Below are 12,632 nucleotides of genomic sequence, written 5' to 3'. Positions count from 1 at the left end.
AACCGCGCGACCGGCGCCCCATACCAGGGGCCGGTCGCGCGGTTCGGCGCGTTCGGCGCACGGCCACCCGAAGAGCTGGTCGGCTTGCCCCCCGTACTACGGACCGGTAATGGACATTAGACTCGAGCGGGGCGTACGCCCTCCGGGCCCATGCGGGCGCGAGAACTTGGACGAGGAGGAACGGGTGGCCCTGCTGACCCGCATTCGGGGACCGCGCGATCTCGATCGACTCACGCCCGCGCAGCTGTCGGCGCTCGCCGAGGAGATCCGCGGCTTCCTGGTGGAGGAGGTCTCCAAGACCGGCGGCCACCTCGGCCCCAACCTCGGCGTGGTCGAGCTCACGCTCGCGATGCACCGGGTCTTCGACTCGCCGCGCGACCGCATCCTCTTCGACACCGGGCACCAGAGCTACGTCCACAAGCTGCTGACCGGCCGCCAGGACTTCTCCCGGCTCAAGATGAAGGGCGGCCTGTCCGGCTACCCCTCGCGCAGCGAGTCCGAGCACGACGTGATCGAGAACTCGCACGCCTCCACCGTCCTCGGCTACGCGGACGGCCTGGCCAAGGCCAACAAGATCCAGGGCCACAAGGACCGCCCCGTGGTCGCCGTGATCGGCGACGGCGCGCTCACCGGCGGCATGGCCTGGGAGGCGCTCAACAACATCGCCGACAGCCGCGACCTGCCGATCGTCATCGTCGTCAACGACAACGAGCGCTCCTACTCGCCGACCATCGGCGGCCTCGCCAACCACCTCTCCACGCTGCGCACCACCCAGGGCTACGAGCGCTTCCTGTCCTGGGGCAAGGACGCGCTGCAGCGCACCCCCGTGGTCGGCCAGGCGATGTTCGACACCCTGCACGGCGCCAAGAAGGGCCTAAAGGACTTCATCGCCCCGCAGGGCATGTTCGAGGACCTCGGCCTCAAGTACATCGGCCCGATCGACGGCCACGACCTGCAGGCCCTGGAGTCCGCCTTCACCAAGGCGCGCGGCTTCGGCGGCCCGGTCATCGTGCACTGCATCACCGAGAAGGGCCGCGGCTACCACGCCGCCGAGAACAACGACGAGGACCGCTTCCACGCGGTCGGCGTGATCCACCCCGACACCGGCCTGCCGGTGAAGACCTCCGGCAAGGACTGGACGTCCGTGTTCGGCGAGGAGATGGTCGCGCTCGGCCGCGAGCGCCGCGACCTGGTCGCGATCACCGCCGCGATGCTGCACCCCGTCGGCCTGGCCCCGTTCGCCAAGGCGTACCCGGAGCGGACCTTCGACGTCGGCATCGCCGAGCAGCACGCCGCGGTCTGCGCGGCCGGCCTGGCCACCAACGGCCTGCACCCGGTCGTCGCGGTGTACGCGACCTTCCTCAACCGGGCCTTCGACCAGGTCCTGATGGACGTGGCGCTGCACCGGCTGGGCGTCACCTTCGTGCTCGACCGGGCCGGCGTCACCGGCACCGACGGCGCCTCGCACAACGGCATGTGGGACATGTCGATCCTGCAGGTCGTCCCCGGCCTGCGGCTGGCCGCCCCGCGCGACGCCGAGCAGGTCCGCCTGCAGCTGCGCGAGGCCGTCGAGGTGACCGACGCCCCCACCGTGGTCCGCTACTCCAAGGGCAACGTCGGCCCGGCGGTGCCCGCCGTCGGCCAGGTCGGCGGCATGGACGTGCTCCGCCGCAGCGAGGGCGGCTCCGCGGACGAGGCCGCCGACGTGCTGATCGTCTCGGTCGGCGCGATGGCCCCGATCTGCCTGGAGGCCGCCGAACTGCTCGCCGAGCGCGGCGTCACCAGCACCGTGGTCGACCCGCGCTGGGTCAAGCCGGTGGACGCCGCGCTGCCCGGCCTGGCCGCCCAGCACCGCCTGGTGGTCACCGTCGAGGACAACGGCCGGGCCGGCGGCGTCGGCTCCGCGATCGCCCAGGCGCTGCGCGACGCCGACGTGGACGTCCCGCTGCGCGACTTCGGCATCCCGCAGGAGTTCCTCGACCACGCCTCGCGCGCCGAGATCATGGCGGAGATCGGGCTGACCGGCCCGGCGGTCGCCGAGAAGATCGAAGCGCTGGTCAGCGCCCGTTCCTTCGCCCGGAGCTGACCGCCCGGAACCTCCGTGGGCGCACCGTCCGGAAACCGCACGACGGCTCCCGGGCGGTGCCCCTATTGTCGGACCGTCACACTCATTCCTGGACTGGCGCTCCTCGGCCCGTTCGCGCCCGGTAGGTTGTCACCCGTGCCCATCACCGCCACGAGCCGCCCACGCGCCCTCGCCGACCGCCTCCACGGGCACGTCCGCGCCGGGTACTGGACCAGACTGGTCCCGCTGCTCGCGGTCCTGGCCACCGTCACCCACTTCCCCTCCTTCCTGCGCCCCGTGTGGAGCCCCGACGAGGGCTACCTCGCCACCCAGGCCCGGATGCTCGCCGACGGCGGCGTCCTCTACGACACCGTCGTCGACCGCAAGCCCCCGCTGCTGCCCTGGCTGTACGAGGCCTGCTTCGCCCTGTTCGGCTCCGTCTCGCTCTGGCCGCTGCGCACCCTCGCGATCGGCGCCCACCTCACCACCGCCGTCCTGCTCGCCTCCATCGCCCGCGGCCGCTGGGGCGACCGGGCCGGACGCTACGCGGGCGCCCTCTACCTCCTGGTCTCCATCGGCCTCTCCCCGGAGGACACCCAGGCCGCGACCTTCGAGGTCTTCATGCTGCCCGCCATGGTGCTCGCCTTCCGCTACGCGGAACGCCGCCGCTGGCTGGCCGCGGGCATCGCCGTCGCCCTCTGCTCCCTCACCAAGCAGACCGGCGGCGCCGTCATGCTGCCCGTCCTGTGGATGCTCCTCCAGGACACCCGCCGCCGCGGCGTCCCCTGGCCGCCCGCCCTCGCCAAGATCGGCTTCGGGTTCGCCCTCCCGATAGCGCTCGTCGCCGCCATCCTCACCAAGCCCAAGGGCTTCCTCTTCTGGGTCGTCACCGGCTCCGGCGACTACGCCGGGCTCGGCTCCAACTGGCCCCAGATGCTCGGCCGCGCCCTCGGCAACTCGGCGATCCTGATGAGCGCCGGACTGGCCTTCCTGCTGCCCCACGCCCACCGCCTGTGGCTGCGCCGCCGCCGCCGTCCCGTCCCCGCCCGCGGCCCCGAACGCGGCTCCACCGCCGACCTGTGGGTGTGGCTGCTCTCCTCGGTCGTCGCGGTCTCGGTCGGCTTCCACTTCTTCGGCCACTACTACCTCCAGCTGATGCCCCCGCTGGTCCTGCTCGGCGTCGGCGCCGTCGCCACCTCCGCCGTCCCCTGGCGCCCCGTCGCCGCCTACTCGGCCCTCGCCAGCACCGTCTTCCTCTCCCTCGCGGTCTTCTGGCCCGGCCAGCGCCTCACCCAGACCACCGAGGTCGCCACCGCGGTCGCCGCCCAGAGCTCCCCCAAGGACACCGTCCTGGTCTGGGGCATGCACCCCGAGCTCTACTGGCTCGCCGACCGCCGCCCCGCCAGCCGCTACCTCACCGCCGGCTTCCTCACCAACTTCAGCGGCGGCAAGGGCGGCGAGAAGGTCGGCGAGCAGTACTCCGTCTCCGACGCCTGGCAGACCTTCGACGACGAGATCACCACCAACGGCCTCCCCGAGGTCTTCGTCGACGACTCCGGCACCGCCCCCTACCAACCCGACAAGGTCCCCCGGATCGCCACCCTCCTCGACACCCACTACGAGGTCGTCGGCGTCACCGGCGACACGGTGATCTACCGCCTCAAGAAGAAGTAGCGCCCCGCCGAGAAGACCCCGTCACGAAGGCCCCGTCAGGGGCCCGGGGAACGGCGGGCACGGGTCCGCTGACGGTTCACTGCCAGTGCGCGCACCGGCTCCGGGTTCCGTCCCCACCCGGTCAGCGCAGCGACGAGCGGCTCCGGCCGGAACGCCGGGTGCGGCGGCTCCGGGCAGCCCGGCAGTTCCACCGCGCCGGGGACGAGGCCCAGCAGCGCGTCGGCCGTGCGGCGCCGGTGGACGGGGTTCTCCGGGTCCGCGGGCAGGACCGCGACCGGCAGCCGCAGCCCGGCGAGCTCCGCGTCGTCGACGCCCCGCAGCGTTCCGCCGGCGAGCAGCCCAGCCGCCTCCGGCAGCGCCTCGCGGATCCGCCCGTCCAGCCGCCCGTCGCCCGCCGTGGCGGGCCAGGCCAGGACCAGGGCCCGGACGCGCTCCGGCGCCGCGAGGGCCAGCCGGACCGCCGCCGAGCAGCCGTTGGAGCCGCCGACCAGGACGACCGGCGGCCCGTCCGGCAGGGCCGCCGCGAGGTGCTCCGCCTCGGCGGTCCAGCTCCCGGCCCGCATCGCCCGGTCGGGCGCGGCCACGGCGGCCCCGGCCGCCCGCAGGCCGTCCACCACCCCGGGCCGCTCCCAGAACGCCGCCGCGTCCACCGGGTCGTCCCACAGCCCGCCGTGCACCAGTACCAGCACGTGCCCCTCCACCCCTCAGCGCCCGAAGGACCGGCAGCATACAGAAGAGCCGCCGGGCGGCACCCGTCCCGGAGGAGGGGTGACGCCCGGCGGCTCCCGGCGTTGCGTCAGGCGTTGCGTCAGGCGGTGCGTCAGGCGGGGACCGAAGCCAGGCCGGGGGCCAGGAACTTCTTGCCGTTGACGCGCTCGGAGACGCCCTCGCGGTCGAGGTACGGGGTGATGCCGCCGAGGTGGAAGGGCCAGCCGGCGCCGGTGATCATGCAGAGGTCGATGTCCTGGGCCTCGCCGACCACGCCCTCCTCCAGCATCAGGCCGATCTCCTGGGCGACGGCCTCCAGGGCGCGGGCGCGCACCTGCTCCTCGGTGAGGACGCTGTCGCCGAAGGTCAGCAGCGCCAGCACCTCGGGGTCGAGGACCTGGGCGCCGTCCTGCCAGGTGTAGAAGCCGCGCTTGCCGGCCTCGACGACCTTGCCGAGGTTCGCGGAGACGGCGAACCGCTCCGGGAAGGCGCCGTGCAGGGTCTCGGAGACGTGCAGGGCGATGGCGGGGCCGACCAGTTCGAGCAGGGCGATCGGGGACATCGGCAGGCCGAGCGGCTTGACCGCGGCCTCGACGGTCTCGAACGGGGTGCCCTCGTCGATGATGCCCTGGATCTCGCCCATGAAGCGGGTCAGGATCCGGTTGACCACGAACGCGGGGGCGTCCTTGGCGAGCACCGCGGTCTTCTTCAGCTTCTTGGCGACGCCGAACGCGGTGGCCAGCGAGGCGTCGTCGGTCTGCTCGGCCCGGACGATCTCCAGCAGTGGGAGGATCGCGACCGGGTTGAAGAAGTGGAAGCCGACCACGCGCTCCGGGTGCCGGAGCTCGGAGGCCATCTCGGTGACCGACAGCGAGGAGGTGTTGGTGGCCAGCACGGCGGTCGGCGAGACCACCGCCTCCAGCTCCGCGAACACCTTCTGCTTGACGCCCATCTCCTCGAAGACGGCCTCGATCACGAAGTCGGCGTCGCCGAACGCGACGGCCTTGTCGAGGTGGCCGGAGACCAGGCCCTTGAGCTTGTTGGCCTTGTCCTTGCCGATCCGGCCCTTGTCCAGCAGCTTGTCGATCTCGGCGTGGACGTAGCCGACGCCCTTGTCGATCCGCTGCTGGTCGATGTCGGTGAGCACCACCGGCACCTCCAGGCGGCGCGCGAACAGCAGCGCCAGCTGGGAGGCCATCAGGCCGGCGCCGACCACGCCGACCTTGGAGACCGGGCGGGCCAGCGACTTGTCCGGCGCGCCGAACGGCCGCTTGGCGCGGCGCTGTACCAGGTTGAAGGCGTACAGCCCGGCGCGCAGCTCACCGCTCATGATCAGGTCGGCGAGCGCGGCGTCCTCCGCGTCGAAGCCGGCCTGCAGGTCGCCGTCCTTGACCTGCTGGATGATGTCGAGCGCCTTGTACGCGGCCGGGGCGGCCCCGTGCACCTTGGCGTCGGCGACCCAGCGGCCCCACAGCACGGCGTCGTCCCAGGCCTTGCCGCGGTCGAACTCCTCGCGCTCCACGGCGACCCCGCCGGTGAGGACCTTCGCGGCCCACAGCAGCGACTGCTCCAGGAAGTCGGCCGGCTCGAAGATCGCGTCCGCGATGCCGAGCTCGAACACGTCCTTGCCCTTGAGCTGCTTGTTCTGCGCCATCGAGTTCTCGATGATGACCTTGACGGCCTTGGCGGGGCCGATCAGGTTCGGCAGCAGGGTGCAGCCGCCCCAGCCGGGCACCAGGCCGAGGAAGACCTCGGGCAGCGAGAACGCCGGGACGCCCGCGCTGACGGTGCGGTAGGTGCAGTGCAGGCCGACCTCGACGCCGCCGCCCATCGCCGCGCCGTTGTAGAACGCGAAGGACGGGACGGGCAGCGCGGCGATCCGCTTGAAGACGTCGTGGCCGCCCTTGCCGATGGCCAGCGCGTCGGAGTGCTCGGTGAGCAGCTCGACGCCCTTGAGGTCGGCGCCGACCGCGAAGATGAACGGCTTGCCGGTGATCGCGACCGCGACCACCCGGCCCGCCGCGGCCTCCGCCTCGACCTGGTCCAGCGCCTCGGACAGCTTGGCCAGCGAGCCGGGGCCGAAGGTGGTCGGCTTGGTGTGGTCGAAGCCGTTGTCCAGGGTGATCAGCGCCAGCTTGCCGGCCCGCAGCGGCAGGTCCAGGTGGCGTACGTGCGCGGTGGTGACGACCTCGCCGGGGAACAGTCCGGCGGCGCGCTGCAGCAGTTCAGTGGTGCTCATGGTCACTTACCACCCTCGAAGTGGGGGTTCTCCCAGATGACGGTGCCGCCCATGCCGAAGCCGATGCACATGGTGGTGATGCCGTAGCGGACGTCGGGCCGCTGCTCGAAGCGGCGGGCCAGCTGGGTCATCAGGCGCACGCCCGAGGAGGCCAGCGGGTGGCCGAACGCGATCGCGCCGCCGTACGGGTTGACCCGCTCGTCGTCGTCGGCGATGCCGTAGTGGTCCAGGAAGGCCAGCACCTGCACGGCGAAGGCCTCGTTGACCTCGAACGCGCCGATGTCGTCGATGGTCAGACCGGCCTTGGCCAGTGCCTTCTCGGTCGCCGGGACGGGGCCGATGCCCATCACCTCGGGCTCGACGCCCGCGAAGGCGTAGCTGACCAGGCGCATCTTGACCGGCAGGCCCAGCTCGCGGGCCACGTCCTCGGCGGCCAGCAGCGAGGCGGTCGCGCCGTCGTTCAGGCCGGCCGCGTTGCCCGCGGTGACGTTGCCGTGCGGGCGGAACGGGGTCTTCAGGCCCGCCAGCGACTCCATCGTGGTGCCCGGCCGCAGCGGCTCGTCCACGGTGGCCAGGCCCCAGCCGGTCTCGCCGACCTCGGGGTTGGTGTTGCGGACCGCGATCGGCACCAGGTCCGGCTGGATGTCGCCGTTGGCGTACGCCTTCGCGGCCTTCTCCTGCGAGCGCACCGCGAACGCGTCGCAGCGCTCCTTGGTGATGTGCGGGAAGCGGTCGTGCAGGTTCTCCGCGGTCATGCCCATGAACAGGGCGGACTCGTCGACCAGCTTCTCCGAGACGAACCGCGGGTTCGGGTCCACGCCCTCGCCCATCGGGTGGCGCCCCATGTGCTCGACGCCGCCGGCCACCACGACGTCGTACGCGCCGAAGGCGATGCCGCCCGCGGTGGTGGTGACGGCCGTCATCGCACCGGCGCACATCCGGTCGATCGCGTAGCCGGGGACGGACTTCGGCAGGCCGGAGAGCAGCGCGGCGGTGCGGCCGATGGTCAGGCCCTGGTCGCCGATCTGGGTGGTCGCCGCGACGGCGACCTCGTCGATCCGCTCGACGGGCAGGCTCGGGTTGCGGCGCACGAGCTCACGGATGCACTTGACGACCAGGTCGTCGGCGCGCGTCTCGTGGTAGATGCCCTTCGGGCCGGCCTTGCCGAACGGGGTGCGGACGCCGTCGACGAAGACGACGTCCCTCGCGGTACGAGGCACGGGGGCTCTCCTCCCAGGGGGACATGACGATGAGCGCGCCCAGGAGCGGCGCCGCTACGCCCACCAATCTACCCACGAGTAACAACGCCCGGCAAGGAGCTGCGGACGTGACCCGGACGACGCGGCCGCGCCGCCGCTCAGGCCGCGGCCTCCCGGAACGCCTTCGCCAGCGCCGGGGCGACCAGGTCGGTCTGCCAGGCGCGCGCGCCCAGCGCCCGCAGCGCGGCCGCGACGGCGTCGGAGTCCGGCTCGGCCGGGGGCTCCCAGGAGACCCGGCGGACCAGGTCGGGGGTGATCAGGTTCTCCGCGGGCAGGTGGTGCTGCTCGGCGAGGGCGGCCACGGCGGCGCGGGCGCCGCTCAGCCGGGCCGCGGCGACCGGGTCCTTCTCGACCCAGGCGCGCGGCGGCGGCGGGCCGTCGTGCGGGGCGGTCGCGGGCGGCAGCGCGGCCTCGGGGATCTCGCGGGCGCGCTCGATCGCGGCCAGCCACTGCTCCAGCTGGCGGCGGTTCACCCGCGGCCCGAAGCCCTGGACGGCGATCAGCGCGGGCGCGTTGAGCGGCATGGCGAGCGCGGCGTTCACGATCGCGGCGTCGGCCAGCACCCGGCCGGGGGAGACGTCCCGCTCGCGGGCGATCCGGTCCCGGGCGAGCCACAGCTCGCGGACGGCGGCGAGCTGGCGGCGGCGGCGGACCTTGTGCAGCTGGGAGGTGCGCCGCCAGGGGTCGACCCGGGGGGAGGGCGGCGGCGCGGCGGCCAGCGCGGCGAACTCCTGGTGCGCCCAGTCGAGTTTGCCCTGCCGGTCGAGTTCGGCCTCCAGCGCGTCCCGCAGGTCGACCAGCACCTCGACGTCCAGCGCGGCGTAGCGCAGCCAGGGCTCGGGCAGCGGGCGGGTGGACCAGTCGACCGCGGAGTGCTCCTTGGCCAGCGACAGGCCCAGCACGTTCTCGGTCATCGGGCCGAGCCCGACCCGGGCGAACCCGGCGAGCCGCCCGGCCAGCTCGGTGTCGAACAGCACGCCCGGGTGCATGCCGACCTCGAACAGGCAGGGCAGGTCCTGGGTGGCGGCGTGCACGACCCACTCGGCGTCGGCGAGCGCGGCGTTCAGGCCGGTCAGGTCGGGGCAGGCGATCGGGTCGATCAGCGCGGTGCCCGCGCCCCGGCGGCGCAGCTGGATCAGGTAGGCGCGCTGGCCGTAGCGGTAGCCGGAGGCGCGTTCGGCGTCGACGGCGACCGGCCCGGTGCCGCCGCGGAGGGACTCGACGACGGCGGCGAGGGCCGCGTCGTCCGCCACCACCGGTGGGAGTCCGTCCCTGGGTTCGAGGAGCGGAACCGGGGCGGTCTCTTCGGGGATGGAGGCTACGGCGTCGGTCACCCCCCAAGGGTACGTCGTGTGCCGCCGCCGGGAGTGTTGTCTGACTGGTCGGACGATGTTCGGACATATGCCAGCCGGGGTCGGCGCGCGGTTCGGTCGCCGCCGCGGAACGCCGCCCGGGTGGGCTGACGGGCCGTCACCGGCGGCGGTCCGGCCGCCCGGGAGCGGGCGCGACGACGGCCCGGAGGAAACGTTCCTCCGGGCCGCCACCAGGGACGATGCGGGTCAGTGGATGATGCCGGTGCGCAGCGCCACGGCCACCATGCCCGCCCGGTCGCCGGTGCCCAGCTTGCGGGCGATCCGCGCCAGGTGGCTCTTCACCGTCAGCGCCGACAGGCCCATCGCCACGCCGATCGCCTTGTTCGACTGGCCCTCGGCGACCAGCCGCAGCACCTCCACCTCGCGGCCGGACAGCTCCCGGTACGCCGAGGGCTGCGCGCCGGGCGCACCCGGGGCGCCGGGCGCGGCACCGGGCTGGCCGGGGGCGCCGTGGTGGCCGGGCGCACCGGGGTGGTGGTGGCCGGGGATGCCGGGGCGGCGCATCCGCCCGGCCAGCCCGGCGCCGATCGGCAGGCCGGGGCGGCCGGGCATCGGCATGTTGGTGCGGGTGCCGGTCACCACGTATCCCTTGACGCCGCCGGCCAGCGCCGAGCGGACCGCGCCGATGTCGTCGGCGGCGGACAGCGCCAGGCCGTTGGGCCAGCCCGCGGCGCGGGTCTCGGCCAGGACGGTCAGGCCGGAGCCGTCCGGCAGGTGGACGTCGGCGATGCAGATGTCGCGCGGGGTGGAGACCCGGGGGCGGGCCTCGGCGATCGAGGAGACCTCGATGACGTCACGGACGCCCAGCGCCCATAGGTGCCGGGTGACCGTGTTCCGGACCCGGGGATCTGCGATGACCACCATGGCGGTGGGCTTCGTCGGACGGTAGGCGACCACGCTTGCGGGGTGCTCGAGAAGGACCGACACCTGAGGCCTCCGGGGGGAGTGGCGGACGAACCCCGAGGGGGCGGTCGGAGCGTTCCGCGTCTGGAAAGGGTCACTGACACCTTCGGCATCAACCGTGCCCGGCTTTAGCGGGTGATCACGATCTGGTGAGTAACAATACGGACAAATCGTGCAGATGACCGGTACGACATGCCTGGAAATCGCACAGAATCGATCACTGTCGACACTTTGGTGATCGTGAACGTGCAGGTAATTGACCTGGAGTGCCCGCGAAGTCACACTCCGTCAGTCCTGCGGGTGGCACCGGGACCGGAGCGCGGGGTTGTCCCCCTGAGGTGTCGGGAACGCCTGACGGCCGCTCAGCGGCCGGTGGCGGACGGACGCGCCGACGGCGTCAGTGCGAGTTGCGCGGACGGCGGCGGGCCGGCATCGGCACCACCCCGCCCAGCACGCCCGGCCCCTCCGCGGGCAGCGGCGCCGGGGCGGACGGCGGCAGCCCCGCGCACACGCACAGCAGGTCCGCCCAGGCGGCCAGGTGCCGCTCGAAGCGGCGGTCGGCCGGCGTCCAGGACGCCCGCAGCTCGATCTCGGTGGACGAACCGCGCTCGACCAGCGCACCGAAGTACTGCGAGTGGCACCTGGTCACCGTGCCGGACGGCTCGGTGTACCCGGCGGCCTGCGTCTGCAGCGCGTCCAGCAGCCAGCTCCAGCCGACCTCGGACAGCAGCGGGTCGCCCGCCATCTCCGGCTCCAGCTCGGCCCGGGTCATGGTGACCACCCGGAAGTCCCCGCTCCACGCCTCCGGCGCGGACGGGTCGTGCAGCAGCACCAGGGTGCCGTCCGCCAACTCCTCGCCGTCCACCTCGACCGAGGCGGAGAGCGCGAAGGCGTACGGGGCCAGCCGACGGGGGGCGGGCTGCGGCGACAGCCGCACCTCGGGACGCAACCGCGCCCCGGTCAGCGCCTCGACCGCGTCGCGGAACTCGATCGGCGCCGACTCCCTGCCCGTTCCTCCACCCTGTGCGGATTGCCCGCCGACCGCTGCCATGACCGGAAGCCTAGGCGGCGCGGACCCGCAATCCGAGCACTTTCGTACCTCCGGCGTGCCGAAAACCCGGAAAACGACCGGGCCGTGGACCCCGCCCCGACGACCGCCGCCCGAGGTGTCCGTTTTGCCTGGCCGCGCCACCCGCCCGGACGGGAGCGCACCGGCCCCGTGCGAGGATGTGACCCGTGAGTGAGACCCCCGCAGCCCAGTCCGGTCAGCGGCCCCGCGGCGCCGCCTACGACTCCGTCTTCCTGCGCGCCGCCCGCAACGAACCCGTGCCGCACACCCCCGTGTGGTTCATGCGGCAGGCCGGGCGCTCGCTGCCCGAGTACCTCAAGGTGCGCGAGGGCATCCCGATGCTCGACGCCTGCATGCAGCCCGACCTGGTCAAGGAGATCACCCTCCAGCCGGTGCGCCGCCACAAGGTCGACGCGGCCATCTTCTTCTCCGACATCGTCGTCCCGCTCAAGGCCGTCGGCATCGACGTCGAGATCAAGGGCGGCGTCGGCCCGGTCATCGCCGACCCGATCCGCACCGCCGCCGACCTCCAGCGGCTGCGCCCGCTCGAACCCGACGACATGCCCTACATCACCGAGGCCGTCGGCCTGCTGGTCGCCGAACTCGGCGCCACCCCGCTGATCGGCTTCGCCGGGGCCCCCTTCACCCTGGCCAGCTACCTGGTCGAGGGCGGCCCCTCGAAGTCGTACGAGAACACCAAGGCGATGATGTACGGCGCCCCCGAGCTGTGGGCCGAACTCGTCGACCGGCTCGCGCAGATCACCTCCGCCTTCCTGAAGATCCAGATCGAGGCCGGCGCCTCGGCGGTCCAGCTCTTCGACTCCTGGGCGGGCGCGCTCGCCCCCGACGAGTACCGCCGCTCGGTGATGCCCGCCAGCGCCAAGGTCTTCGACGCGGTCGAGCCCTACGGCGTCCCGCGGATCCACTTCGGCGTCAACACCGGCGAACTCCTCGGCCTGATGGGCCAGGCCGGCGCGGACATCGTCGGCGTCGACTGGCGCGTCCCGCTCGACGAGGCCGCCAACCGGGTCGGCCCCGGCAAGGGCCTGCAGGGCAACCTCGACCCCGCCGTCCTCTACGCCCCCACCCACGTCGTCGAGACCAAGGCCCGCGAGGTCCTGCACGCCGCCCAGGCCCTCGGCGGCAGCCACCACATCTTCAACCTCGGCCACGGCGTCATGCCCACCATGGACCCGGACGCGCTCACCCGCCTCGTCGCCTTCGTCCACGAGGCGAGCGCCCGCTAGGTGTACTGACCACGGAGGTTGGTGACGGGGTTCACGGTGTGGTGATCTTGAAATGAGTGAGGGCCTTCTGGCTCGGTGTGGATTGCGACATCTGC

9 protein-coding genes are annotated in these 12,632 nt (G+C 73.1%); 3 read left to right on the top strand and 6 right to left on the bottom strand.

Features of this window, described 5'->3' with window-relative positions; all coding sequences use genetic code 11:
• Positions 1-184 precede the first annotated feature (184 nt).
• A complete protein-coding gene (gene dxs / locus OO57_RS25935) occupies positions 185-2,086 on the top strand; it encodes a 1-deoxy-D-xylulose-5-phosphate synthase (protein ID WP_033255079.1) in 1,902 nt (633 codons plus the stop codon).
• A gap of 135 nt (positions 2,087-2,221) precedes the next feature.
• The gene (locus OO57_RS25930) at positions 2,222-3,739 is read left to right on the top strand and encodes an ArnT family glycosyltransferase (RefSeq protein WP_033255078.1); all 1,518 of its coding nucleotides are present in this window, start codon (positions 2,222-2,224) and stop codon (positions 3,737-3,739) included.
• Between the two features lie 35 nt (positions 3,740-3,774).
• Here OO57_RS25930 and OO57_RS25925 read toward each other — a convergent pair whose 3' ends face one another.
• From OO57_RS25925 to OO57_RS25900, 6 genes are all read right to left on the bottom strand, one after another.
• The gene (locus tag OO57_RS25925; protein ID WP_199811326.1) at positions 3,775-4,428 is read right to left on the bottom strand and encodes an alpha/beta fold hydrolase; all 654 of its coding nucleotides are present in this window, start codon (positions 4,426-4,428) and stop codon (positions 3,775-3,777) included.
• A 131-nt stretch (positions 4,429-4,559) separates the two neighbouring features.
• Entirely contained in the window at positions 4,560-6,686 is a 2,127-nt protein-coding gene (locus OO57_RS25920; protein ID WP_033255077.1) for a 3-hydroxyacyl-CoA dehydrogenase NAD-binding domain-containing protein, read from the bottom strand.
• 2 nt (positions 6,687-6,688) lie between these two features.
• Positions 6,689-7,906 (bottom strand): thiolase family protein, encoded by a 1,218-nt coding sequence (locus tag OO57_RS25915; protein WP_033255076.1) that lies wholly within the window; start codon positions 7,904-7,906, stop codon positions 6,689-6,691.
• Between the two features lie 137 nt (positions 7,907-8,043).
• Positions 8,044-9,279, bottom strand: a complete 1,236-nt coding sequence (locus tag OO57_RS25910) for an HRDC domain-containing protein (RefSeq protein ID WP_051778253.1) — start codon at positions 9,277-9,279, stop codon at positions 8,044-8,046.
• Between the two features lie 225 nt (positions 9,280-9,504).
• Positions 9,505-10,245: a response regulator transcription factor gene (locus OO57_RS25905; RefSeq protein ID WP_033255075.1), complete on the bottom strand. Its 741-nt coding sequence runs from the start codon at positions 10,243-10,245 to the stop codon at positions 9,505-9,507.
• 373 nt (positions 10,246-10,618) lie between these two features.
• Positions 10,619-11,272, bottom strand: coding sequence for a DUF3000 domain-containing protein (locus OO57_RS25900; RefSeq protein ID WP_033255074.1), 654 nt, complete (start codon positions 11,270-11,272; stop codon positions 10,619-10,621).
• 185 nt (positions 11,273-11,457) lie between these two features.
• On the opposite strand from OO57_RS25900, the gene hemE reads away from it, so the two are divergent.
• Complete coding sequence (gene hemE / locus OO57_RS25895) at positions 11,458-12,537, top strand: uroporphyrinogen decarboxylase (RefSeq protein WP_033255073.1); 1,080 nt, start codon at positions 11,458-11,460, stop codon at positions 12,535-12,537.
• The last annotated feature ends 95 nt before the right edge of the window (positions 12,538-12,632 follow it).

The organism is Kitasatospora phosalacinea (assembly GCF_000717185.1).
In the GTDB taxonomy this organism is placed as follows: domain Bacteria; phylum Actinomycetota; class Actinomycetes; order Streptomycetales; family Streptomycetaceae; genus Kitasatospora; species Kitasatospora phosalacinea_A.
This window is presented reverse-complemented; position numbering and strand designations above follow the sequence as displayed.

Bases quoted from the DNA above. Each gene is read 5' to 3' on its own strand.
- OO57_RS25900 (WP_033255074.1), bottom strand. From the start codon at position 11,272: ATGGCAGCGGTCGGCGGGCAATCCGCACAGGGTGGAGGAACGGGCAGG.
- OO57_RS25920 (WP_033255077.1), bottom strand. From the start codon at position 6,686: ATGAGCACCACTGAACTGCTGCAGCGCGCCGCCGGACTGTTCCCCGGC.